Origin of the sequence: Alloalcanivorax venustensis (assembly GCF_047495515.1) — a bacterium.
GTDB lineage: Bacteria > Pseudomonadota > Gammaproteobacteria > Pseudomonadales > Alcanivoracaceae > Alloalcanivorax > Alloalcanivorax venustensis.
The window spans coordinates 753,078-776,190 of sequence record NZ_CP179934.1; the positions used below are offsets into that span (position 1 = coordinate 753,078).

At 66.9% G+C, this 23,113-nt stretch carries 24 protein-coding genes; 13 read left to right on the plus strand and 11 right to left on the minus strand.

The annotated features are described in order from the left end of the window. Positions 1-15: 15 nt before the first annotated feature. Positions 16-303 (plus strand): hypothetical protein, encoded by a 288-nt coding sequence (locus tag ACMG4O_RS03590; RefSeq protein WP_414434457.1) that lies wholly within the window; start codon positions 16-18, stop codon positions 301-303. Here ACMG4O_RS03590 and ACMG4O_RS03595 read toward each other — a convergent pair. The 3 genes from ACMG4O_RS03595 to ACMG4O_RS03605 form a co-directional block, all read right to left on the minus strand. Beyond that, positions 300-1,061 carry an ABC transporter permease gene (locus ACMG4O_RS03595; RefSeq protein ID WP_194855338.1) on the minus strand — a complete coding sequence of 254 codons (762 nt, stop codon included), beginning with the start codon at positions 1,059-1,061 and terminating at the stop codon, positions 300-302. The two genes, ACMG4O_RS03590 and ACMG4O_RS03595, sit on opposite strands and share 4 nt — an antisense overlap. Next, on the minus strand, positions 1,058-2,029 hold the full coding sequence (locus ACMG4O_RS03600; protein ID WP_194855339.1) for an ABC transporter ATP-binding protein: 972 nt from the start codon (positions 2,027-2,029) through the stop codon (positions 1,058-1,060). The genes ACMG4O_RS03595 and ACMG4O_RS03600 overlap by 4 nt, the downstream gene beginning before the upstream one ends. Before the next feature lie 106 nt (positions 2,030-2,135). Then, on the minus strand, positions 2,136-2,708 hold the full coding sequence (locus tag ACMG4O_RS03605; protein WP_370186259.1) for an NADPH-dependent FMN reductase: 573 nt from the start codon (positions 2,706-2,708) through the stop codon (positions 2,136-2,138). Positions 2,709-2,801: 93 nt separating this feature from the next. Between ACMG4O_RS03605 and soxR the strand changes: the two genes are divergently transcribed. Both soxR and ACMG4O_RS03615 read left to right on the plus strand, forming a co-directional pair. Next, the gene (gene soxR, locus ACMG4O_RS03610; RefSeq protein WP_370186258.1) at positions 2,802-3,263 is read left to right on the plus strand and encodes a redox-sensitive transcriptional activator SoxR; all 462 of its coding nucleotides are present in this window, start codon (positions 2,802-2,804) and stop codon (positions 3,261-3,263) included. Between the two features lie 120 nt (positions 3,264-3,383). Beyond that, on the plus strand, positions 3,384-3,818 hold the full coding sequence (locus tag ACMG4O_RS03615) for a hemerythrin domain-containing protein (RefSeq protein WP_142947657.1): 435 nt from the start codon (positions 3,384-3,386) through the stop codon (positions 3,816-3,818). A gap of 12 nt (positions 3,819-3,830) precedes the next feature. Here the strand turns inward: ACMG4O_RS03615 and ligD are convergent, their stop codons facing one another. Together ligD and ACMG4O_RS03625 are read right to left on the minus strand one after the other, a co-directional pair. After that, a complete protein-coding gene (gene ligD / locus ACMG4O_RS03620) occupies positions 3,831-4,751 on the minus strand; it encodes a non-homologous end-joining DNA ligase (RefSeq protein WP_414434458.1) in 921 nt (306 codons plus the stop codon). Next, positions 4,744-5,343 carry a DNA polymerase ligase N-terminal domain-containing protein gene (locus ACMG4O_RS03625; RefSeq protein ID WP_370186254.1) on the minus strand — a complete coding sequence of 200 codons (600 nt, stop codon included), beginning with the start codon at positions 5,341-5,343 and terminating at the stop codon, positions 4,744-4,746. The genes ligD and ACMG4O_RS03625 overlap by 8 nt, the downstream gene beginning before the upstream one ends. Positions 5,344-5,470: 127 nt before the next feature. On the opposite strand from ACMG4O_RS03625, the gene ACMG4O_RS03630 reads away from it, so the two are divergent. The 3 genes from ACMG4O_RS03630 to thpD all read left to right on the plus strand — a co-directional run bounded on the left by ACMG4O_RS03630 (position 5,471) and on the right by thpD (position 8,887). Next, positions 5,471-6,301, plus strand: coding sequence for an HAD family hydrolase (locus ACMG4O_RS03630; protein ID WP_142947654.1), 831 nt, complete (start codon positions 5,471-5,473; stop codon positions 6,299-6,301). 89 nt (positions 6,302-6,390) lie between these two features. Beyond that, complete coding sequence (locus ACMG4O_RS03635) at positions 6,391-7,827, plus strand: amidase (protein WP_194855345.1); 1,437 nt, start codon at positions 6,391-6,393, stop codon at positions 7,825-7,827. 124 nt (positions 7,828-7,951) lie between these two features. Beyond that, positions 7,952-8,887, plus strand: coding sequence for an ectoine hydroxylase (gene thpD, locus ACMG4O_RS03640; protein WP_142947652.1), 936 nt, complete (start codon positions 7,952-7,954; stop codon positions 8,885-8,887). Positions 8,888-8,899: 12 nt separating this feature from the next. Here the strand turns inward: thpD and mmsB are convergent, their stop codons facing one another. The 3 genes from mmsB to ACMG4O_RS03655 are packed head-to-tail and all read right to left on the minus strand — an operon-like array spanning position 8,900 to position 12,475. Continuing rightward, the gene (gene mmsB, locus ACMG4O_RS03645; RefSeq protein WP_370186252.1) at positions 8,900-9,790 is read right to left on the minus strand and encodes a 3-hydroxyisobutyrate dehydrogenase; all 891 of its coding nucleotides are present in this window, start codon (positions 9,788-9,790) and stop codon (positions 8,900-8,902) included. Between the two features lie 25 nt (positions 9,791-9,815). Continuing rightward, positions 9,816-10,967, minus strand: a complete 1,152-nt coding sequence (locus ACMG4O_RS03650) for an acyl-CoA dehydrogenase family protein (protein WP_194855346.1) — start codon at positions 10,965-10,967, stop codon at positions 9,816-9,818. Between the two features lie 2 nt (positions 10,968-10,969). Beyond that, positions 10,970-12,475 carry a CoA-acylating methylmalonate-semialdehyde dehydrogenase gene (locus ACMG4O_RS03655; protein WP_214012911.1) on the minus strand — a complete coding sequence of 502 codons (1,506 nt, stop codon included), beginning with the start codon at positions 12,473-12,475 and terminating at the stop codon, positions 10,970-10,972. A gap of 105 nt (positions 12,476-12,580) precedes the next feature. Between ACMG4O_RS03655 and ACMG4O_RS03660 the strand changes: the two genes are divergently transcribed. Next, positions 12,581-13,483: an AraC family ligand binding domain-containing protein gene (locus tag ACMG4O_RS03660; protein ID WP_414434459.1), complete on the plus strand. Its 903-nt coding sequence runs from the start codon at positions 12,581-12,583 to the stop codon at positions 13,481-13,483. 73 nt (positions 13,484-13,556) lie between these two features. Here ACMG4O_RS03660 and ACMG4O_RS03665 read toward each other — a convergent pair whose 3' ends face one another. Genes ACMG4O_RS03665 through ACMG4O_RS03675 form a run of 3 tightly spaced genes read right to left on the minus strand, consistent with a single transcriptional unit; the run spans position 13,557 to position 16,557 of the window. Continuing rightward, the gene (locus ACMG4O_RS03665; RefSeq protein ID WP_414434460.1) at positions 13,557-14,984 is read right to left on the minus strand and encodes a GTPase/DUF3482 domain-containing protein; all 1,428 of its coding nucleotides are present in this window, start codon (positions 14,982-14,984) and stop codon (positions 13,557-13,559) included. Beyond that, on the minus strand, positions 14,981-16,300 hold the full coding sequence (locus ACMG4O_RS03670; protein ID WP_414434461.1) for a DUF2868 domain-containing protein: 1,320 nt from the start codon (positions 16,298-16,300) through the stop codon (positions 14,981-14,983). The genes ACMG4O_RS03665 and ACMG4O_RS03670 overlap by 4 nt, the downstream gene beginning before the upstream one ends. 17 nt (positions 16,301-16,317) lie before the next feature. Further along, positions 16,318-16,557, minus strand: a complete 240-nt coding sequence (locus tag ACMG4O_RS03675) for a kazal domain protein (RefSeq protein ID WP_142947645.1) — start codon at positions 16,555-16,557, stop codon at positions 16,318-16,320. Positions 16,558-16,690: 133 nt separating this feature from the next. Between ACMG4O_RS03675 and ACMG4O_RS03680 the strand changes: the two genes are divergently transcribed. The 6 genes from ACMG4O_RS03680 (at position 16,691) to ACMG4O_RS03705 (ending at position 23,108) form a co-directional block, all read left to right on the plus strand. Beyond that, positions 16,691-17,455: an ATP-binding protein gene (locus ACMG4O_RS03680; RefSeq protein ID WP_142947644.1), complete on the plus strand. Its 765-nt coding sequence runs from the start codon at positions 16,691-16,693 to the stop codon at positions 17,453-17,455. Between the two features lie 242 nt (positions 17,456-17,697). Beyond that, the gene (locus ACMG4O_RS03685; RefSeq protein ID WP_414434462.1) at positions 17,698-20,538 is read left to right on the plus strand and encodes a monovalent cation/H+ antiporter subunit A; all 2,841 of its coding nucleotides are present in this window, start codon (positions 17,698-17,700) and stop codon (positions 20,536-20,538) included. After that, entirely contained in the window at positions 20,538-20,873 is a 336-nt protein-coding gene (locus tag ACMG4O_RS03690; protein WP_142947642.1) for a Na+/H+ antiporter subunit C, read from the plus strand. Before ACMG4O_RS03685 ends, ACMG4O_RS03690 begins: the two co-directional genes overlap by 1 nt. After that, entirely contained in the window at positions 20,873-22,363 is a 1,491-nt protein-coding gene (locus ACMG4O_RS03695) for a monovalent cation/H+ antiporter subunit D (protein WP_414434463.1), read from the plus strand. Before ACMG4O_RS03690 ends, ACMG4O_RS03695 begins: the two co-directional genes overlap by 1 nt. After that, positions 22,360-22,845: a Na+/H+ antiporter subunit E gene (locus ACMG4O_RS03700; protein ID WP_142947640.1), complete on the plus strand. Its 486-nt coding sequence runs from the start codon at positions 22,360-22,362 to the stop codon at positions 22,843-22,845. Before ACMG4O_RS03695 ends, ACMG4O_RS03700 begins: the two co-directional genes overlap by 4 nt. Continuing rightward, entirely contained in the window at positions 22,839-23,108 is a 270-nt protein-coding gene (locus ACMG4O_RS03705; protein ID WP_142947639.1) for a K+/H+ antiporter subunit F, read from the plus strand. Before ACMG4O_RS03700 ends, ACMG4O_RS03705 begins: the two co-directional genes overlap by 7 nt. The last annotated feature ends 5 nt before the right edge of the window (positions 23,109-23,113 follow it).

Here is a 23,113-nt window from a genome sequence, read left to right on the forward strand (position 1 = left end):
CGGCCAGGAGATACCATGAACGCATTGTTTGAAAAGCTTCGCCGGTTGTTCGGCGGGGCGCCTGAACCCGCCCGGGAAGACGCCGAGGTGCGCATGCACTATCCGGAACCGGGCCCCCACACCCATATGGGCGAGCACGGCGCCGCCCACCCGGACGACGACCCGGAGGATCTGCACCGCGGCCGCCGCCGGCTGAAGGAAAGCCACACCAGCCACTGGGACCTGGACTACATGTCCCGCGAGGAGATGGAGAAGCTTGCCGAAGCCAGCCGTCAGGCCCGGGATAAAGAACACCGGGATTAACTTTTCAGCCGGTATCCGGTTTTGAAAATCCACCAGATGGTGGCCAGGCACAGCAGCATGAACATCACCGTCATGCCCAGGCTCACCGCCACGTTCACATCGGCCACGCCGTAGAAGCTCCAGCGGAAGCCGCTGATCAGGTACACCACCGGGTTGAACAGCGTCACCGTTTGCCAGAACGGCGGCAGCATGTTCACCGAGTAGAAGGTGCCGCCCAGGAACGTCAGCGGCGTGACGATCATCATCGGGATGATCTGCAGCTTCTCGAAACCGTCCGCCCAGATGCCGATGATGAAGCCGAACAGGCTGAACGTCACCGCCGTGAGCACCAGGAAGAACAACATGGCGAACGGATGCTCGATGCCGAAATCCACGAACAACCGTGAGGTGGCGAGAATCAGCAGGCCGAGAATGATCGACTTGCTGGCGGCGGCGCCCACATAGCCGAGCACCACCTCCACATAGGACACCGGCGCCGACAGCACCTCGTAAATGGTGCCGCTGAACTTGGGCATGTAAATACCGAACGAGGCGTTGGAGATGCTCTCGTTGAGCAGCATCAGCATGATCAGCCCGGGGATGATGAAGGCGCCGTAGCTGATGCCGTCGATCTCCACCATGCGTGACCCGATCGCCGAACCGAACACCACGAAATACAGCGAGGTGGAAATCACCGGCGAAGCGATGCTCTGCATCAGGGTGCGCCAGGTGCGGGCCATTTCGAAAAGATAGATCGCGCGAATCGCATGCAGGTTCATTGGCTGTCTCCGGCCGCGGGTTGCGGGGTGTCCGTGCCGCCCGGTGTGCCGTTGTGGACCAGGTCGACGAAGATTTCTTCCAGCGAGCTTTCCCGCGTGCGCAGATCGCGGAACTCAATGCCCAGCTCGCCCAGGCGGCGCAGCAGGCCGGCGATGTCGCCGTGCTCGTGGCGGGCGTCGAAGCTGTACACCAGCTCGTGGCCGTCGGCGGACAACGTCAAGGACATCGGCGCCAGGCTTTCCGGCACCGCCGACAGCGGCTCGGAAAGCTGCAGGCGCAGTTCCTTGCGGCCCAGCTTCTCCATCAGGGTGTGCTTGTTTTCCACCAGCACAATCTCACCCCGGTTGATCACGCCGACCCGGTCGGCCATCTCCTCCGCTTCCTCGATGTAGTGGGTGGTGAGAATAATGGTGACACCGTTTTCGCGCAGGCCGCGCACCATTTCCCACATATCCCGGCGCAGCTCCACGTCGACACCGGCGGTGGGCTCGTCGAGAAACAGAATGCGCGGTTCATGGGCGAGGGCCTTGGCGATCATCACGCGCCGTTTCATGCCGCCGGACAGGGCGATGATCTTTTCCTTGCGCTTGTCCCACAGGGACAGGTCACGCAGCACTTTCTCCACATAGGCCGGGTTCTTGGGCTTGCCGAACAGCCCGCGGCTGAACGTGACCGTGGCCCAGACCGTCTCGAAGGCGTCGGTGGACAGCTCCTGGGGCACCAGGCCGATGGTGGACCGGGCGGCGCGGAAATCCCGCACGATGTCATGGCCGTCGGCCAGCACGGTGCCGGCGGTGGGATTGACGATGCCGCAGATGACGCTGATCAGGGTCGTCTTGCCGGCGCCGTTGGGGCCCAGCAAGGCAAAAATCTCGCCCCGGCGTATTTCCAGATTCACGTCCTTGAGAGCCTGGAAGCCGGAGTCATAGGTCTTGTTGAGTTGTTGCACGGAAATGATAGGACTCACGACCACTCCTTGAATGTTTTTGTTGCGCTCCCGGTGTGTCGTTCGGGCGCCGCGAAAAACGACACCGTAGTATGCCTGAGACGACAGGCCCCGGTCGTGCACGGGTTCATGACACCGTCCGGTAGTCGGCGCCCGCCCGGGCGTCGCGCAGCGCGGACGCCCACCAGCGCAATTGCGTCAGCAATACGTTCAGGTTGCGGTCCTCCCGTTCCATATCCCGCCAGCGGTGCTGCGGGTCGAAGTGCGCCCACACGTTGGGGAAGCTGACCACCTGACGGATGGTGGTGGCGTGCAGTTCGGCGAATATCTGGCGCAGTTGTTCCACGGCGCGGCTGCCCCCGGAAAGACCGCCGTAGGAGACGAACGCCACCGGTTTGGCGTGCCAGGGTTCATTGAAGCCGTCGATGAAGTGCTTCAGCGCCGCCGGGAAGCTGTGATTGTACTCGGGCGTCACCACGATGAAGGCGTCGGCCCGGCTGAGGCGGGCGGCGATGGCCTTCTCCGTCGCGCCGTCGGTACCGCGTAAATCGGTGAGACCCTCGGCAAGAGGGTCGATGATATCCAGCGTATAGTCGGCGCGCGCCTCGACCCGGTCGGCCACCCAGCCGGCAACCGCGTCACAGAGTCTTCCGTTGCGGACACTGCCGTAGATCACCGCGACCTTGATGGGTTTTGACATGGTTGGTCTCCTCACTTGTGTGCTGATCGTTGGACGGCACTTTGAGACCTGAAGTAAGGTTGAGATCAATAGCCATTGGGAAAGGTTGTCACGATGAGCAAGATAGCGGCCGCCGATATCGGCAAGGCGCTGACGCCGGGGGAAGTGGCCCGGCGCAGTGGCGTGGCGGTGTCGGCATTACACTTCTACGAGAAAAAGGGGCTGATCCACAGTCATCGGAGCAGCGGCAACCAGCGCCGCTACAGCCGTGACGTGCTGCGCCGCGTGGCGGTGATCAAGGTGGCGCAGCGGATCGGTATTCCACTGGCGGAGATCGGCCGGGCGCTGGCGGAGCTGCCGGACGGCCGCACCCCCAACGCCCACGACTGGAAGCGGCTGTCGGCGCATTGGCGCCATGATCTGAACGAGCGCATTCAAAGCCTGACGCAGCTCCGTGACCAGCTCGACGGCTGCATCGGCTGCGGGTGTTTGTCGATCAACGCTTGCCGGCTTCGCAACCCGCTGGATGAGTTGTCCGAGGACGGCCCCGGCCCGCGTCTGCTTAAGCCCGACTGATTCCACCGGCTGTAAATTCCGGTAAACAAAAACGCCGTTGGCGGCGGCTTCGGGTATCTTGGACGTCACTCACGACCCAGGATTCAAACCTCACAGCCAGCGCCCAGGGGAGGGCCAGCCATGACGTTGTTCGAAGCACTCAGAGAAGACCATGACACCCAGCGGACCCTGCTGGGCCTTTTGATCAAAACCCACGGCGACAGTGACGGCCGCGAGGAATTGTTCGAAAAAGTGAAGAAGGCGCTGACCAGCCACGCCGCCGCCGAGGAACGGGCGCTCTACATTCCGATGATGGAATTGGACATGACCCAGGAAAAAGCCCGCCACAGTGTCGCCGAGCATCACGAGATCGATGAACTGGTGGAAGAACTGGAAGATACGGATTTCAGTTCGCCGGGCTGGCTGGCCGCCGCCAGGAAGCTGCACGATCTGGTCACCCACCACCTGGACGAAGAAGAACAGGAGGTGTTCCAGCTCGCCGGGCGTGCCCTGAGCGACGACGCCAAGGCGCGTCTGGCGGACACCTACCGGGACGAAATGGCCGCCGCTCAATAAACCGGCCGGGCCTCAGTCCCGCTCCCAGGCCCGCAGCGCCGTTTCCAGCGTGCCGATGTCCGCCGCATGGTGCGCCATGTCCGCCCAGGGGTCGTCTTTCTGGCCGAGGCGCCGGAACAGGTTGTCGACGCGGTAGCGGCGCGGCCCGATATCCGCGTCGTTCACCTCGTTCCAGTCCAGCGGCGTGGCCACCGGCGCGCCCGGTTTGGCGCGCACCGCGTAGGGCGCCACCGCGGTCTGGCCGAAGGCGTTGCGCATGATGTCCAGGTAGAGCCGGCCGTGGCGTTTGTTCTTGCGCTGCTCAGCGGTGAGCGCGTCCGGGTGGCGGGCCACCAGGTGATCCGCCAGGCGCCGGCAGGCGCGCCGCACCCGGTCGAAGTCGGCGCCCGGTTTCAACGGCGCCACCACGTGCAGCCCGCGCGAGCCGGTGGTTTTCACGAACGGCGTCAGGCCGGCGTCGCGCAGTGCGTCGCCCACCTGCCAGGCGGCCCGGCGCACCGGCTCGAAATCATCGCCGGGCGGATCCAGGTCGAACACCAGTTGGTCGGGCCGGTGCGGCCGGTCCACCCGGCTGAGCCAGGCGTGCAGTGTCAGCGTCGCCTGGCTGGCCAGATAGACCAGATCGGCGGCGCGCTCGCAGAGAATATGCGTCACCGCGCCGGTGCCGCCGGGGTGATCGATGGACGCGGCGGGCAGCCAGTCCGGGAAATGATCGCTGCGGTTCTGCTGATAGAAGCCGTGCGCGCCGATGCCGTCCGGAAAGCGGTGCAGCGTCAGCGGGCGGCCGCGCAGGTGCGGCAGCATCATCGGCGCCACCCGCTGGTAGTAGTCCGCCAGATCCGATTTGCTCAGGCCGTGTTCCGGGAACAGCACCTTGTCCGGATGGGACAGGGTGATGGTCTCGCCGTCCACGGTCAGGGTGCGGTCACTCATGGTCGTGCTCCGCCTTGCCGTCGCGGGCGATGCGCGCCAGGGTGCGGCCGCTTTTCACCGAACGGTTCTGCGTGGAGGTGGGGTTGCGGCGCGCGTCGGCGTGCTCATCGTCCATCTTGATCAGCAGCCACTGGGGTTTGTCGCCGTCGCGGAAACGCTTCAGCGCGTAGCCGCCTTTCAGTTTGTCGCCGTCCAGCCACACTTCCAGCAGGCCGTCGCGGTAGGCGCTGGCCATGTCCTTGGGCGGGTCCTTGTCGGCGAGCAGATTGCGGTAGCCGCCCCGGTCCCAGACCATCACGGTGCCGGCGCCGTAGTGGCCTTCGGGAATCACGCCTTCGAAATCGGCGTAGTCCAGCGGATGGTCTTCCACCTGCACCGCCAGCCGCTTTTCGCGCGGGTCGGTGGACGGGCCCTTGGGCACCGCCCAGGACTTCAAAGCGCCGTCGAACGCCAGCCGGAAGTCATAATGCAGCCGGCTGGCGTCGTGCTTCTGGATCACGAACCGGGGCGCGTCGCCGTTGCCGCCGGCGGGCTCGCGGCTGGCGCCCAGGTTGCGCTTGCGGCGGTACTCATTGAGCGGGTCCTTGCTCATGGCGGTCTCCGTGCTGGTTGCTCGCCTGTCCGCCAGCATAGCCCCCCGGCGCGGACGAAATCAGCGGCCAAGCGTAAAAAATCTTCAAGTCCCCGGCCTGTAACAGGCGCTGTGATAAAGTTGCCGCATGAGTATTCTGCAGCTGCCCCACGATAAGCCGGCGGCCGTGTTGATCGACTGGCACGCGACCCTGGTGGACACCCACGACGCCATGTACCACGCGGTCGACGATGTTTTGCCCAGGCTTAAGGAGCTGGGTCTTTGGGACCGGCTGCTCAAACCGGAAGAATCGAAGACCATCGAGGACGCCAAGCTGGTCAAGTACGTGCGCGAGAACAACAAGCTGCACCCCAAGATCACCGCCCAGCGGAAAATCTCGCGCACCGATATCTTCGAAGTGCTGTTCGGCGCCGACGGCGACGCCAAGCGCCGCATCCATCAGGCCTTCGACGATTGCTATAAAAAATACGTGGACGAAGTTCACCCGCTGGAGAGTGACATCCGCGTTCAACTGGAGCGGTTGCGCCAGTCCGGAGTGCCGGTGGCGTTGATCTCCAACCGCAAGCGGGAGTTCCTCGAGCACGAGCTGCGCATCGTCGACGGCACCGGCTGGGAGGATCTGTTCGACACCATTGTCTGCGGCGACGACGTGGAACACCGCAAACCGGCGCCGGACATGCTGCTCAAGGCGCTGGACAACCTCGGCCTGACGCCGGCGGAGAACTGCTGGTACGTGGGCGACAGCACCACCGACGTGATCGCCGCCAAGGAAGCCGGCATCACCGCGATCTTCTATAACGGCGCCGGCTGGCCGGACTCCTGGCTGGACAAGATTTTCCCCAACACCGTCAGCCACCCGCACCGCCCGGACGCGGTGGTCACCAGCATCGCCGACCTGGTGCACCTGGCGCGGGTGATGCTCGCCCAGGGCAAGCGGGTGGACCGGGCCAGGGGCTAGGCTCTCATCGTCTTGCGATTGGCCCGCTGTGAATGTGGCACCATGGTACGATCTTTCGCCATCGACCGCCTTCACAGCAGGACACACCGATGAATCAATACGCCGGACCCGCCCCCGAAGCGCGCCTTCATGCCTTCCGTGATGACGCCCTCGGTGACCACGACGCCACCGCCCTGGCCGACCTGTTGCGCCGTGGCGAGCGCAGTGCGGCGCAGCTCACCGACGCCGCCATCGAGCGCATCCAGGCGGTGAACCCGGCGCTCAACGGTCTGGCGCTGGACACCTTTGAAACGGCCCGCCGAAGCGCGGACCAGCGCCTGCGGGACGGCGGGGAATTCGCCGGCGTGCCCAGCCTGATCAAGGACAACATCGACGTGGCGGGCCTGCCCACCGGCCACGGTGCCCGAGCCGTGCGACCGCGCAACGCCGCCAAGGACAGCCATTTCGCCCGTCAGTATCTGGACCAGGGCTTCGTGCTGCTGGGCAAAACCCGGCTGCCGGATTTCGGCTTCAGCGCCACCACCGAGTACGCCGGCGCGCCGGCCACCCGCAACCCCTGGGCGCCGGGCTATTCCAGCGGCGCCTCCTCCGGCGGCAGTGCCGCCCTGGTGGCGGCCGGCGCGGTGCCCATCGCCCACGGCAACGACGGCGGCGGCTCGATCCGCATTCCCGCCGCCTGCTGCGGCCTGGTGGGCCTTAAACCCACCCGCGGCCGGCTGGTGAAATCGGAAGCGTCCCGGTCGTTGCCGATCGACATCATCGCCGAGGGCGTGCTCACCCGCAGCGTGCGCGACACCGCCAATTTCTTCGCCGCCGCCGAGCAGTATTACCGCAACCCCAAGCTGCCGCCGATCGGCCGGGTGGAAGGGCCGGGCCGGCGGCGCCTGCGCGTGGGCCTGGTGGTGGACTCGATCACCGGCAGCCCCACCTGTCCGCAGACCCGGGCCGTGGTGGAGGACGCCGGCCATTTGCTGGCCGGGCTCGGCCACCGGGTGGAAGAGGCGCCGGTGCCGCTGGAGCGCCGCTTTATCGACGACTTCGTGCTCTACTACGGCTTTATGGCGTTCATGGTGAGCACCTTCGGCCGCGCCCTGTTCGGGCCCGGCTTCGACCCCCGGCAGCTGGACGGCCTGACCCGGGGCCTGAGCCGCTATTACCGGCGCAAGCTGTGGAAGACACCGGCGGTGCTCTACCAGCTCAAGCGCACCTGGCAGGCCTACGCCCGCTCGTTCCAGCATTACGACGTGGTGCTGTCGCCGGTGCTCGCCCACACCACGCCGCCGCTCGGCTACCTGAGCCCCAATGTGGACTTCGAGGTGCTGATCGACCGGCTGATCAAGTACGTCAGCTTCACCCCCGCCAACAATGCTTCCGGCAGCCCGGCCCTGTCGTTGCCGCTGGGCGAAAGCCGCGAGGGCCTGCCCATCGGCGTGCAGTTCTCGGCGCTGCAGGGCGACGAAAAAACGCTGCTGGAGCTGGCCTTCGAGCTGGAGCAGGCGCGCCCCTGGCGACGTATTCAGAACTGACGGGACGGCCACCTTGAAACCGGATTTATAGACCTTATAGTCACGCTGCCGGGCTCCCTCCTGGCGGCGGCCCGGCCTGATAACGCCAATCTGGACCTGATCCCAAATCTCAGGAGGTGATTTGATGTCAGTGCAGACGCCCACCCGACCCATTACCGGACCGGCTCCGGCGATTCAGGACCCTTACCCCACCCGTCTGGCGAAAAAGCCGGACATGCCCTGGCTGAACCGCCGCGAAAAAGTGGTTAAGGGCCAGGCCGCCGACGGCCCCCTTTCCCAGCAACAACTGGACGAGTTCGAGCAGCGCGGCTTTCTGTTCGAGCCGGACTTCCTGGATCAGCGGGAAGTGCAGGAGCTCACCGGCCATTTGCACGAACTGCTCGCCCGGGATGAATTCCGGGGCCGGGATTTCAGTGTCACCGAGCCCGGCAGTGAGGAAATCCGCTCCCTGTTCGCGGTGCACTTTCTGTCCGAACGTTTCCGCCAACTGGCCCGTGACCCGCGCCTGACCGGCCGCGCCCGGCAGATACTGGGCGGCGATGTCTATGTGCACCAGTCACGGATCAACTACAAGCCGGGCTTCCACGGCAAGGGATTCAACTGGCATTCGGACTTCGAGACCTGGCACGCCGAGGACGGCATGCCGTCCATGCACGCGGTGAGCGCCTCCATCGTGCTGACCGACAACCACCACTTCAACGGGCCCCTGATGCTGATTCCCGGCTCGCACAAGGTGTTCGTGCCGTGCCTGGGCGCCACCCCGGACGACCACCACAAGCAGTCCCTGAAGACCCAGGAATTCGGCGTGCCCGGCAACGACGTGCTGCAGGCGCTGATCGAGCGGGGCGGTATCGAGGCGCCCACCGGCAAGGCCGGCGGCCTGATTCTGTTCGACTGCAACACCCTGCACGGCTCCAACGCCAATATGTCGCCGGACCCGCGCAGCAATGTGTTCTTCGTCTACAACCGCCGCGACAACGTTTGCGACCGGCCCTACGCGGCCCGGCGGCGCCGTCCCTCGTTCCTGGCCCACGGGCCCGGGGAGACGTGGACGCCGTAACCCGGTCCGGTGTCAGAGTTCGCGGTGTTTGAAGAACGTCTGGATGCTGGAAAAGTCCTTGCCGCCCAGGCCCTGGTTGCCGAGGGCGGCGTACAGGCTTTTCGCCAGTGAGCCCATGGGCGTGCTGGACTGGCTGGCCAGCGCCGCTTCCAGCGCCAGGCCCAGATCCTTGTTCATCAGTTTCACCGCGAAACCGCCGTTGTAGTCGTTGCTGGACGGCACGCCCTCCATCACGCCGGGCCAGGGGTTGTACACCTCCAGGGACCAGTTGCGTCCGGAGCTGGCTTTCATGATGTCGGAGAGCACCGCCGGGTCCAGGCCGTGGTCGGCGCCCAGTTGCAGCGCTTCGGCGGTGCCGATCATGTGCACGGCCAGCAGCATGTTGTTGCAGATTTTCGCCACCTGGCCGGCGCCGTTGTCGCCGGCGCGGAACACGTTCTTGCCCATGCAGTCGAGCACCGGGCGGGCGCGTTCCACCGCCGCTTCCGGGCCGCCGCAGATAAACGTCAGCGTGCCCGCTTTGGCGCCGCCGACACCGCCGGACACCGGCGCGTCGATCATGGTGCGGCCGCTGTCGGCGGCGGCGCTGGCCACCCGGCGGGCGGTGTCGGCGTCGATGGTGGAGCAGTCGATGATCAGGGTGTCCGGGTGGATGGCGTCCAGCACGCCGTCGTCACCCAGATACAGGCCGGTGACCGCGCCGGCGGAGGGCAGCATGCTGATCACCACCTCGGCGCCGGCCACCGCCGCCGCCGGGTCGGCGGCCACGGCGACGCCGTCCGCTTCCACGGTCTTGAGCAGCTCGGGCACCAGGTCGAAGGCGGTCACCGTATGGCCGGCCTTGACCAGATTGGCGGCCATCGGCCCGCCCATGTTGCCGACGCCGAAGAATCCGATGTTCATATTGTTCTCCTTTTTGAATCGGGCCTTATAAAAAGCTCAGGTCTTTCAGTACCCGGCGGGCGATGATCACCCGCATGATTTCGTTGGTGCCTTCCAGAATCTGATGCACCCGGCTGTCGCGCACATAGCGCTCCAGCGGGTACTCCTTGATGTAGCCGTAGCCGCCGTGCAGCTGCAGGGCCTGGTTGCAGACGTCGAAGCACAGGTCGGTGGCGAGCCGCTTGGCCATGGCGCAGAAGGTGCCTTTGTCGGCGTCGCCGTTATCCAGCTTCCAGGCCGCCAGCCGCACCATCTGCTGGGCCGCCACCAGGTGGGTGGCCATGTCCGCCAGGGTGAACTGCACGCTCTGGAACTCGCTCACCGGCTGATCGAACTGGCGGCGCTCCTGCACGTAGCTCTGCGCCTGGGCCAGCGCCGCCGAGGCCGCGCCCAGCGAGCAGCTGGCGATATTGATACGGCCGCCGTCCAGGCCCGCCATGGCGATCTTGAAGCCCTGGCCCTCGTCGCCGATGCGGTTTTCCACCGGGACGCGCGCGTCCTCGAGAATCACCGCCCGGGTGGGCTGGCTTTTCCAGCCCATCTTGTCCTCGTTGCGGCCGTAGCTGACGCCGGGCGTGTCCGACGGGATCGCGAAGCAGGAAATGCCGCCGGCGCCGGGCCCGCCGGTGCGCGCCATCAGCACCAGCAGGTCGGTGTCGCCGGCGCCGGAGATGAACGCCTTGGCGCCGTTCAGCACATACTCGTCGCCGTCGCGGCGGGCGCTGGTCTTCAGCGACGCCGCGTCGGAGCCGGCGCCGGGTTCGGTGAGGCAATAGGAGGCCAGCGCCTCGCCGCTCATCAGCGGCCCGTTCCAGCGCTGGCGCACCGCCTCGGAGCCGAACCGGGACAGCATCCAGGTGGCCATGTTGTGGATGGTGATGAAGGCGGTGGTGGAGGTGCAGCCCGCCGCCATCTGCTCGAAGATCAGCGCCGCGTCGAGCCGGCTCAGGCCCATGCCGCCCTGGTCCTCGTCGCAGTACAGCGCGCAGAAGCCCAGCTCGCCGGCGCGGCGGATGGTGTCCTTGGGGAAGGTGCCGTGCTGGTCCCACTCGGCGGCGAACGGCGCCAGCTCCTTATCGGCGAACTGGCGCGCGGTGTCGCGGAACGCCAGCTGCTCGTCGGTGAAGTTGAAGTCCATGGCTATTTCAGGTTGATGGTCATGTTGGGGCCGCCGTGGGCGCCGTCCGGGATGTCGTCGTCGAACCAGCGGCTGGTGACGGTCTTGGTCTCGGTGTAGAAGCGCACCGCCTGTTTGCCGTAGGCGTGCTGGTCCCCGTAGAAGGATCCCTTCCAACCGGTGAAGCTGAAGAACGGCAGCGGCACCGGGATCGGCACATTGATGCCCACCTGGCCCACTTCCACCTCGTGCTGATACTTGCGCGCGGCGGCGCCACTGGCTGTGAAGATCGAGGTGCCGTTGCCGTAGGGGCTGTTGTTCACCAGCTCCAGGGCCTCTTCCAGGGTATCCACGGTCATGCAGCACAGCACCGGGCCGAAGATCTCTTCTTTGTAGAGCGCCATGTCCGGGGTCACGTCGCTGAACAGGGTGGGGCCCACCCAGTTGCCGTCCGGCAGCCCGTCCACGGTGCAATCGGAACCGTCCAGCAAACAGCTGGCGCCTTCCTCCTTGCCCTGCTTGATCAGCGTCAGCACCCGGTCGCGGGCCTTGGGGCTGATCTGCGGGCCATAGGCGGCGTTCTCGTCGTCCCAGGCGCCGGGGCGGATTTTCGCCAGCTCGTCCTTGAGTTCGTCGATCCACTGTTTGGACTCGCCCACGAACACCGCCACGCTGATCGCCATGCAGCGCTGGCCGGCGGCGCCGCAGGAAGCGCCCACCAGGTTGCTGATCACCTGATCCTTGCGCGCGTCCGGCATCACCACCATGTGGTTCTTGGCGCCGGCGAAACACTGGGCGCGTTTGAGGTGGTCGGTGGCGGTGCGGTAGACGTGCTGGCCCACCGGCACCGAGCCGACGAAGGACACCGCCTTGATCTCCGGGTGGGTGAGCAGGGTGTCCACCTGTTCCTTGCCGCCGTGGACCACCTGCAGCAGGTTCTTGGGCGCGCCGGCGCGCAGGAACAGCTCGGCGAGAATATTGGGGGTCATCGGGTCCTGCTCGGAGGGCTTGAGCACGAAGCTGTTGCCGCAGGCGATGGCCATCGGGAACATCCACAGCGGAATCATCGCCGGGAAGTTGAACGGGGTGATGCCCGCGCACACGCCCAGCGGCTGGGTCCAGGCGTGGCCGTCGATACCGCGCGCCACGTTTTCCACCGTCTCGCCCATCATCAGCGAGCCGATGTTGGCGGCGTGCTCCACCACCTCGATGCCGCGCCACACATCGCCCTTGGCGTCCGCGAACACCTTGCCGGTTTCCTTGGCCAGCACCTCGGCGATTTCATCGTGGTGCTCCTTGAGCAGGTGCTGGTAGCGCAGCATCACCCGGGCGCGCTCGGACACCGGGGTTTCCCGCCATTCCAGGAACGCCTCGCGGGCGGACTGGATGGCGCTCTCCATTTCCTCGGCGGTGGCCGCCGGCACTTCGCAGAGCACCTCCTGGGTGGCCGGGTTGGTGACTGGAATCCAGGTGTCGGTCCGGCTTTGCTGGAATTCGCCGTTGATCAGTTGCGGCAGTCGCGTGCTCATGGAGCCTCCGAAAGTGGGGGTGTTGTTCTATTATTGCTATGATTTACCACAGTATCGTCCCCATGCGGATGGTTTCTATTGACCAGTAATGGACTATATTGCGGTATGGATTCCAGTGACGTCCCGGTTATCGAGACCTCCCAGTGGCCACTGCCCCGGGACGGCCGCCGCATTGTGGTGCCCCAGGCGCTGATCCAGACGCTGGGCGCGCACCCGCTGTGCGGCGACTGCCTGCCCCACGGCGTGGGCTACTACCCGCGCGCCGCCGGCCATCAGATGGGGCGCGCCTCGCCCCGCGATCATCTGCTGATCTATTGCGTGGCCGGACGCGGTGAAGTGGATCTGGACGGCGACGCCCACCCGGTGGGGCCCGGCGACGTGCTGCTGTTCCGGGAAGGGCAGCCGCACCGCTACCGGGCCCGCCCGGACGACCCCTGGACCATCTACTGGGTGCACCTGGGCGGCGCCGCCGTGGATGCGTTTTTCGACGCCATCGAGCCGGATCCGCGCGTCGGGCTGGTGCCGGTGGGTCTGCACTCGCGGCTCAGCGAAGAGTTCGAAGTGCTGCTGGCCACCGCGGAGAGCTTCCAGATTCACCATCAGGTGCACGCCGCCAATGTGCTGCGCGGCCTGCTCACCTTCCTGGCGCTGGTACGCCGCCGCCAGCAGGCGCGGCAGGCGGCGCTGGACGTGGACCGGGTGCAGAGCTACCTGCAAAGCCGCCTGCACGAACGGCTGGCCCTGGACGACCTGGTCGCCGCCACCAGCACCCTGTCGCGCTATCACTTTATTCGCGAGTACAAACGCCTCACCGGGCAGACGCCGATGCAGGCGTTTCAGCACCTCAAGATCAGCCGTGCCTGCTACCTGCTGGACGTCAGCGACCTGGGCGTCAGCGACATCGCCCGCCACCTGGGCCACGACGACCCCTACTATTTCTCGCGCCTGTTCAAAAAAGTAATGGGCGTGGCCCCGCGCCACTACCGCCGCGAACGCTCCTCCCACTAACCCACCTTGTGCGAGCGGGCCCAGCCCGCGAAAGGGTGGCTTTCAGCCACCCGGCAGGATGCCAGAGACGCTTTTAAGACGCCGCCGATCGCCAAGTAAGAAACGCCTCACCCGCCTGCCCCACAGCGCTTTCCAGACCATCCCGGCGCTTCACATCCCCGGGCTCACGCGGCGGATCCTGCAACGCCTTCTGCAAACGCTGGCGCTGCCCCCGGGGCAACTGTTCCAGCCAGTGGCGGTCCGCGTCGCCCAGGGTGAGCGGGTCACGCCCGGCGTGGTTGCGGTGGCTGACCTGATGCCAGTGCTCCAGGGCCCGGCCCAGCACCACATAGCCGAACTGCGGATCGCGCACCGGCCCGAAGCCGGCCTCGGCGCCGCCGGTGAAGCGCTCCAGCACTTTCAGCGCGCCCAGTTTGTCGGCGTACTTGCCGCCGTAGAAGACGCTGCCGGCGGCGCCCAGCACGCCGCCGATCAGGGCACCGGCCCCCAGCGAGTGGCCGGCGGCGAGCGCGTCGATGCCGGCCCCGCCCAGGGCGCCGGCGCCGAAGCCGGCGGTGGCCAGGTAGGTGCGGCTGACGCCCCAGGTCCGGCGGGCCTGCTCGCTGAACAGGTCGCTGCCCGGCTGCCACGCCAGGGCCTGCTCCCGGCGGCGCAGGTGGCGGTGCTGATAGAGGGCTTCCACGTCGCGGCGCAGGCGCTGCTCCCGCTGGCGCTGCCAGTCCCGCCAGCGTTGGCCGAGTTCGTGCTCGAGGGCGTCGCGGTTGCCGTCGTCGCGCAGCCGGCCGGTTTCCCGGTGGGTGAGCATGTCCGCCAGGGCGGCGGCGATCAGTTGCAGCGCCTGATGCTGGCGGTGCCGGCGCTGATCGCGCAGATGGTGGGTGGCCTCCTCAAGCGGCGCTTCCCATTCCGGGGCCAGCTGGCCGAAACCGCGCAGCAGGCTCAGATGGGCCTCGAAGGGGGCGTGCACCGCGTCGAAATCGCGCACGATCTGGAAGTACTGACCCAGGGCGGCGCGCCAGTCGGCCAGGTGGTCGCCCGCGCCGATGCGGTTGATCAGCGCCAGGCTGGGGCGGCCGGTCCAGCGCAGGATTTCCATTTCCGCTTCCTGCTCGCGGCTGTAAGGCACCGCGCCGTCCACCACATAGAGAATGCCGGCGCCCTCCAGTATCGGCGTCAGCAGCTGGCATTCGTCATGGAAACGGGGGTCGTCGCGGTGCTGGGTGACGAAGGCGCGCACCGTGTCCGGCCGGTCCGACGCGGACAGGCTGTGCGCCTGCAGCCAGGCCAGCACCCGGCGCGGGCGCTGGAAGCCGGGGGTGTCGATCAGTTCGTACAGCAGCCGGTCGTCCACGCGCAGCGGGTAGTGGCCGTTCTCCCGGGTGGTGCCCGGCTCCAGGGCGATGGCGATGCCGTCGTTCTGGGCCAGGGTGGCGACAATGCTCGACTTGCCCTTGTTGGGGTGGCCGACCACGGCGAAACGGGGCAGGGGGCGCTCGCTCATGGGCGACACAGCCTGACCGGCCGGTGCCGGTCCACGAAGCGTTGCCACTGGGCCAGCAGCGCGCCGTCCACCAGAGCGGTTTGATCGTCGGCGGCGAGCGGCAGCAGCACGATGTCGGTGTCCGCCGGCAGGCTGTGGCGGGCGTCGTCGAGGAAGTCCGCCAGTTCGCCGGTGGGCGGCTCCCAGCCGCGCGTCAGCACCACCACCGGCAGGCCCAGGTCGGCGCGGGTGAGGGTGTCGCGGTCCTGTTCCAGGCTGGCGCTGCCGCCGGCTTCGAGCACCTGCATGGGGGCGTCCTGGAGCAGGTTTCGGGCGAGGTCGGCGCTGCCGGCGCCGGCCCAGCGGATCACCACGCCGCTTTCCGGCGGCGGCGCCAGCGTGTCGGCGGGCGGTACCGCGGGGCCGGCGCCGGCGGCGACCGGTGCCGGGCCGCTGTCCACCCAGGGCGTGGCGAAGCGCTGGCGCAGCGCCGCCCAGCCCGGGTGGCGTCGCAGCAGCACGCCGGCGCGGTGGTTCAGGTGCAGCCGCGCCAGCCCCAGCAGGATAAGCCGGGGCAGCAGCACATAGCAGAGCCACAGCATGGCCAGGAACGGCCACCAGGCGCCCAGGCGTTCCGGGTCGGCGGGAGCCTCACCGCCGAGCCGGAAGTAACGGGATTGCTCCACCAGTTCCAGGCCCGGCACGGCGCCGGGCAGCCAGCCGCGCCAGGGCCAGGCAAGCTGTTCCACCAGGGCGTGATAGGCGGGCGCGGAGGTCTGCAGGGTGGTGCTCCAGCCGAACGCCAGATCGCGCACCAGCACCTGGACCAGCAGGGTGAGCAGGGCGGTGGCGGCGAACGCCAGGCCGGCGCCGTGGGCGGCGCGGGCGGCCAGCTGCGGGTGCAGCTGGCGGAGTACCGGCGGCGCGCCGTCGCCCCGGCCCAGCAGCCGGCCCCAGGGGCGCCGGCCGCTTAACGCCTGGGCGGTGGTGGCCAGGGCGAGCAGCAGTTGCAGCAGGGCCAGCGCCAGAATCAGGGTGACGTTGATGCGGCCCTGGCCGTCCACGTACAGCACGCCGAGCATGGTCAGCACGCCCAGCACCGCGCCGGCCAGGGTCAGCGCGGCCCGGCCGCGGCGCCAGGGGCGCAGCGCCGCGCCGGCGCCGGGGGCGTCCACCGCGCTCAGCCAGGCGGCGGCGTCCGGCGGCGGCGCGCCGTCCTGTTCACGGGCCAGCGCCAGACGGCGGTCGCGGCGATGCAGAAAGTCCGGCGTGTGCTGCTGGTCGCGGCGGTATTGCGCGTCGAAGTCCAGTAACCGGCGTACGGGCGAAAGCGGCAAAGCGGTGTCCTTGGACGTTATTTAACCGGCACGGTATAGGCGACGCCTTCTTTGGCGCAGCCGCTGCAGGCGTTGCTGTATTCGCCCAGGGTTTCGCCGTTCTTGTCCAGGCCGATCACCGGGCGGTATTCCATGGTGCACATTTGCGGCCGCGGTTCCGGGCAGGGGCGGGCGTTGTCGGGGAGGTTCGCCGGGGTATGGGCGCAGCCCGCGGCTGCCAGGATCAGCGTAAGGCCGGCGAGAGGGAAGCGAATCATGGGTGTCTCCGGGGTCGGTTGCGTGTTTTATCCTGGGTCCATGTTAAAGGTGGACCCGGGGCGGGCAAGCAAGTTCTTTAGTCGCCGGGCCGACCGTGGCAATATTTTTGACCTGATTTCCAACGGGGACACCATGAATCACGTTGATTGGCGCGCGGAAGCGGCCGCCATCTGGCGGCCCAGACAGCAACGGCTGAGACCGGTGCGGCACCTGGACCCGGTGGCGCTGGACGATCTGCTCGGCGTGGACACGCAGAAACGGAAGCTGGTGCAGAACACCGAACGCTTCCTGGCCGGCAAGCCCGCCAACCATGCGCTGCTGTGGGGCAGCCGGGGCACCGGCAAGTCGTCGCTGGTGAAAGCGCTGCTGAACGAATACGCGCCGCGCGGGCTGCGCATGATCGAGGTGGAAAAGCACGACCTGGTGGACCTGCCGGAGATCGTCGATGATCTGCGCGAGCGCGCCCAGCGTTTCGTGGTGTACTGCGACGACATTGCCTTCGAGGACGGTGAAACCCAGTACAAGCACCTGAAAAGCGTGCTGGAAGGCTCGCTGGAGCTGCCGCCGGAGAACGTCCGCCTGTACGCCACCAGTAACCGCCGCCACCTGGTGTCCGAGTACCAGGCCGACAACGAGCAGAGCCGGGTGGTGGGCCGTGAGATCCACCACGGCGACGTGGTGGAAGAGAAGATTTCCCTGTCCGACCGGTTCGGCCTGTCGCTGAGCTTTTACCCGATCAATGAAGCGCAGTATTTCCAGATCGTCGATCACCTGTTCGGCGAGGTCGCCGACCGCGACCGGCTGCACATTCTCGCCCGCCGCTTTTCCATGGAGCGCGGCGGGCGCTCCGGGCGCACCGCCCGGCAGTTCTATAATCAATTCGTGGGCGAGCTCTGATACCCGGGTGGCGGGCCGGTCTTGTGTTCGCCCCGGATCGGCGTGGCATACTACGGACCCTTTTCAGTGATTCGGTTTTGTATGGACTGCCAATTGCGGCACCACAGAATGATCAGTATGCCCGCCCACTGCCCGCGGCGGGGCCGCCGCCCCTATTTCCCGGATCCGCCCGTTGTCACGCTGAGTTGATGATTTACTGATAAGCTCGACGCGGCGTTGCCGCAACTGACAACGGATTGCCTATGAATCTTTCCATTCTGGTGCTGCTGCCCTTTCTGGGGGCCGCACTGCCGCCGCTGGCCGAACGTTTCAGGGCCTCGCGCACGCTGCTGGCGCTGAGCGCCGCGGCGTTGCCGGCCCTGGCGCTGGCTTTGATGGTGGCGCCCGCGCGACGGGTGATCGCCGGCGAAACGGTGCTCTCTTCACTGCAGTGGCTGCCCAGCCTGGGCCTGGACCTGGCGTTCCGCCTGGACGGCCTGGCGCTGATGTTCGCCATGCTGGTGCTGGGCATCGGCCTGCTGATTATTCTGTACGCGCGCTACTACCTGTCCGCCGATGAAAAAGCCGGGCGGTTTTACGCCTACCTGCTGCTCTTCATGGGCGCCATGCTGGGGGTGGTGACCAGTGACAACCTGCTGCTGCTGGTGGTGTTCTGGGAGCTCACCAGCCTCAGCTCGTTCTTGCTGATCGGTTTCTGGTCGCACAACAGCGGCGCCAGGAAGGGCGCGCGCATGGCGCTCACGGTCACCGGCCTGGGCGGCCTGGCGCTGCTCGCCGGGGTGCTGCTGATCGGCCAGGTGGTGGGCAGCTATTCCCTGGGCGAGGCGCTGGCCAGCGGCGACGCCATCCGCGCCAGCGGGCTCTACCCGCTGATTCTGTGCCTGGTGCTGCTGGGTATTTTCACCAAGAGTGCCCAGTTCCCGTTCCACTTCTGGCTGCCCCATGCCATGGCGGCGCCGACGCCGGTAAGTGCTTACTTGCACTCCGCCACCATGGTCAAGGCGGGGGTGTTTTTGCTGGCCCGCTTCTACCCGATGCTGGCGGGCACCAACCTGTGGTTCGACCTGGTCACGCTGGCCGGCATGGCGACGCTGCTGTGGGGGGCGCTGGCGGCGCTGTTCCAGCACGACCTGAAAGGGTTGCTGGCCTATTCCACCATCAGCCATCTGGGTCTGATCACCCTGCTGTTCGGCCTGAACACCGAGCTGGCGGCGGTGGCGGCGGTGTTCCACATCATCAACCACGCCACCTTCAAGGCGTCGCTGTTCATGGCCGCCGGCATCATTGATCACGAAACCGGCACCCGGGACATGCGCCGTATCAACGGCTTGTGGCGTTACATGCCGTACACCGCGGTGCTCGCCATGGTGGCCTCGGCGGCGATGGCCGGGGTGCCGTTGCTCAACGGCTTCCTGTCCAAGGAGATGTTCTTCGCCGAGACCCTGCAGTCCGACCGCCTCGGGGCCCTGAGCTGGGTGCTGCCGCTGGGCGCCACCCTGGGCGGCGTGTTGTCGGTGGCCTATTCGGCGCGCTTTATCCACGACGTCTTCTTCAACGGCGAGCCGGTGAACCTGCCCAAGTTTCCGCCCCATGAGCCGCCCCGTTACATGAAAGTGCCGGTGGAGATACTGGTGGCGTTGTGCGTGGCGGTGGGCGTGTTCCCGGCGCTCACCGTGGCCGGGCTGCTGGCGGTGGCCGGCACCGCCACGCTTGGCGGCACCCTGCCGGAATACCATCTTTCCATCTGGCACGGCTTTAACCTGCCGTTGCTGATGAGCGTCATCGCCCTGGTCGGCGGCGTGCTGGTCTACAGCCAGCGGCAGCGCCTGTTCCGGTGGCACGCGCGCCTGCCCGAGATCAACGCCAACCTGATTTTCGAGCGCGCCATGCAGGCGGTGGCGGGGTTCGCCGGGGCGTTGAGCGGGCGCTTGCGCAACGGCTCCCTGCAGACCTATGTGGCCTGGTTGCTGGCGGTGGTCTCGCTGGTGCTGCTGACGCAGCTGGGGCCGCGTTTGCTGAGCGGCGACCGGGCGCTGCTGCCCCTGGACGGGGTGGCGCTGCTGGCCGGCGCCATGTTGATCGTGGCCGCGGTGATCACCGCCATTCTGCACCGCCACCGGATGACGGCGATCATGTCGATCAGCGTGGTGGGGCTGGTGGTGTCGCTGGTGTTCGTGCGCTTCTCGGCGCCGGATCTGGCGCTCACCCAGCTTTCCGTGGAAGTGGTCACGGTGATGCTGCTGATCCTGGCGATGTACTTTCTGCCGGTGCGCACCAGCGCCGAATCCGGCGTGTTCAGAGTGTTCCGCGATCTGTTCCTGTCGGTGGTGGTCGGCGGCGGCGTCGGCGTCATGGCGTTCGCCATGATGACCAGCGACTTCAACAGCATCAGCGGCTTCTTCCTGGAGAACGCGAAGCCGGGCGGCGGTGGCACCAATGTGGTCAACGTGATCCTGGTGGACTTCCGGGGCTTCGATACCTTCGGTGAGATCACCGTGCTGGGCATCGCCGCCATGGGCATCTACGCGCTGCTCAAGGATCTCAAGCTGACCTCGCCCCGGGCGGATTCCACTGGCCGGCCCTGGGCGCGGGACGCGCACCCGCTGGTGCTGGTGACCATCTCGCGGCCGTTGCTGCCGCTGGCCCTGCTGGTGTCGGTGTACATCTTCCTGCGCGGCCATAACCTGCCCGGCGGCGGCTTTATCGCCGGCCTGGTGACGTCGGTGGCGCTGTTGCTGCAGTACGTGGCCTCCGGGGTGGGCTGGATGCACCACCGCATGCCCGGCGACTACCACCCGGTGGTGGCGCTGGGCCTGCTGCTGGCCGGGATCACCGGGGTGGCCTCCTGGTTGTTCGGCCATCCGTTCCTGACCAGCACCTTCGATTACATCCACTGGCCGCTGGTGGGCAAGTTCGAGGTGGCCAGCGCCATGCTGTTCGATACCGGTGTGTTCCTCACCGTGGTGGGCGCCACGCTGCTGATGCTGGCGAACCTGGGCAAGCTGTCGCTGTTGGACGACAAGGGCGCCGGCACCGGCGCCGGGAATGACCCTGACCAAAGCGGCCAGAGAGGAGGCGCCTGATGGAAGTGATGCTTGCGTTGATCATCGCGACGCTGGTCGGTTGCGGCGTCTATCTGACCCTGCGCGCGCGCACCTTCCCGGTGATTCTGGGCATTACGCTGCTCAGTTACGGGGTCAACCTGTTCGTGTTCGTATCCGGCCGCTTGAGCCTGAACCAGGTGCCGGTGGTGGGCATGTCCGAAAACGCCAGCGACCCCTTGCCCCAGGCGCTGGTGCTGACCGCCATCGTGATCGGTTTCGCCATGACCGCCTTTCTGGTGGTGCTGGCCCTGCGCGGCCAGGGTGAAATGAAGAGCGATCACGTGGACGGTGGCTCCGACGGGGAGGACGGCTGATGGAACATTTGATCATCGCGCCGATTCTGATCCCCGCGTTCGCGGGCATGCTGCTTTTGCTGGAGGTCCGCGAACGCCAGCGCCTGCGCCGCCTCACCGGTCTGCTGGCGACCCTGGCATTGATCCCCGTGGCGCTGGGCCTGTGGCAGCAGGCGGCCAGCGGCGATATCGGCGTGTATCAGCTGGGTGACTGGCGGGCGCCGTTCGGCATCGTGCTGGTGCTCGACCGGCTGAGTGCCCTGATGGTGCTGCTCACGGCGGTGCTGGCGCTGCCGGCGCTGATCTACGGCAGCCGTGGCGACGACCGGCGCGGCGCCAACTTCCACGCGTTGTTCCAGCTGCAGCTGATGGGCATCAACGGCGCCTTCCTGACCGGCGACCTGTTCAACCTGTTCGTGTTCTTCGAGGTGCTGTTGATCGCCTCCTACGGGCTGGCCCTGCACGGCCGTGGCCCGGCCCGGGTGAAGGGCGGCATTCACTATGTGGTGCTCAACCTGATCGGTTCGGCGCTGTTCCTGGTTGCGCTGGGGCTCGCCTACGGCACCACCGGTACGCTCAATATGGCCGACTTTGCGGTCAAAGTGAGTGAGATGGAGGGTAACAGCCTGGATCTGGCGCGCCTTTCCGGCCTGCTGATGTGGGTGGTGTTCGGCCTGAAGGCGGCGCTGTTCCCGCTCTACTTTTGGCTGCCGGCCACCTACGCCAGCGCCACGGCGCCGGTGGCGGCCTTGTTCGCGATCATGACCAAGGTGGGCATTTACGCCATCGCCCGGGTGTACGGCCTGGCGTTCAGCGGCGGCGCGCTGGCCGGGCTGGGCCGGGACCCGCTGTGGATTCTGGCGCTGATCACCCTGGGCCTGGCGGCGGTGGGCGTGCTCGGCGCCCGCCGCCTCGGCGAAATGGTGGCCTATTTGCTGGTGATGTCGGTGGGCACGCTGGTGGCCGGGCTGGCCTGGTCGTCGCCGGAGGCCTTCGGCGCCATGCTTTACTACCTGATCCACTCGACCCTGGTGTGCGGCGGCCTGTTTCTGCTGGCGGACCTGGTGTCCCGGGGGCGTGGGGAACTGGCGGACCGGCTTGAAGCGGGGCCGTCCCCCGTCGGCCGCGGGGTGCTCGGCGCGCTGTTTTTCGCCGGCGCCATCGCCGTGGTCGGCCTGCCGCCGTTATCCGGCTTTATCGGCAAGGTCGCCCTGATGCAGGCGGTGCCGGCGCCGGTCTATTGGTTGCTGTTGCTGGGCGGCGGCCTGATCGCCCTGATCGGCCTGAGCCGGGCCGGGTCGACGCTGTTCTGGCGGGCCACCGGCGACGGCGAAGAACGCAGCCTGGACGGGCCGCGCCTGGCGGCCACGGTGGCGCTGCTGGCCACCACCCCGGCGCTGGCGATCTGGGGCGAGCCGGTGCTTGAAGCCTGCCTGGCGGTGGCCGGGCAGTGGGCGCAGCCCGGCCTGTATATCGACGCGGTGCTGGGCGCCGGGGAGAGTGCGTTATGAGTCGAGTATTGCCGTTTCCGCTGTTGAGCCTGTTTCTGTGGGCCACCTGGATGCTGCTTAACGGCTTCTCCTGGGGGCACGCCCTGCTCGGTCTGGTGCTCGCGGTGGTGCTGCCGCTGGGCACCCAGTCTTTCTGGCCCAATGTGCCGCGCCTGCGCAACTTCCCCAAGCTGGTGCGGTTCGTCTTGGTGGTGCATTGGGACATTCTCACCGCCAATATGGCGGTGGCGATTCTGATCCTCGGGCCGCCCCGGCGTTTGCGGCCCGGGTTCGTGGAGCTGCCGCTGGACCTCACCGACGAGTTCGCCATCACGCTGCTCGCCAGCACCATCTCGCTGACGCCGGGCACGGTCAGTGCCGATGTCAGCGAGGACCGGCGCACCCTGCTGATCCATGCCCTCGACGTGGACGACCAAGACGCCATGATCCGGCAGATCAAGCAGCGCTATGAGCGGCCACTGAAGGAGATTTTCGAATGCTAGAGACCGCGCTGACGATTGCCTTCGGGCTGTTCGTGCTGGCCCTGCTGCTCAACCTGTACCGGTTGTTGCGCGGGCCCACGCTGCCGGACCGGGCCCTGGCCCTGGACACCATGTACATCAACACCATCGGGCTGATCGTGCTGTACGGCATTTCCTCGGACAGCAAGCTCTATTTCGAGGCCGCCATGCTGATCGCGTTGATCGGCTTCGTGAGCACCGTGGCGGTGGCCAAATACATGTTGCGTGGCGACATCATCGAGTAGGGACG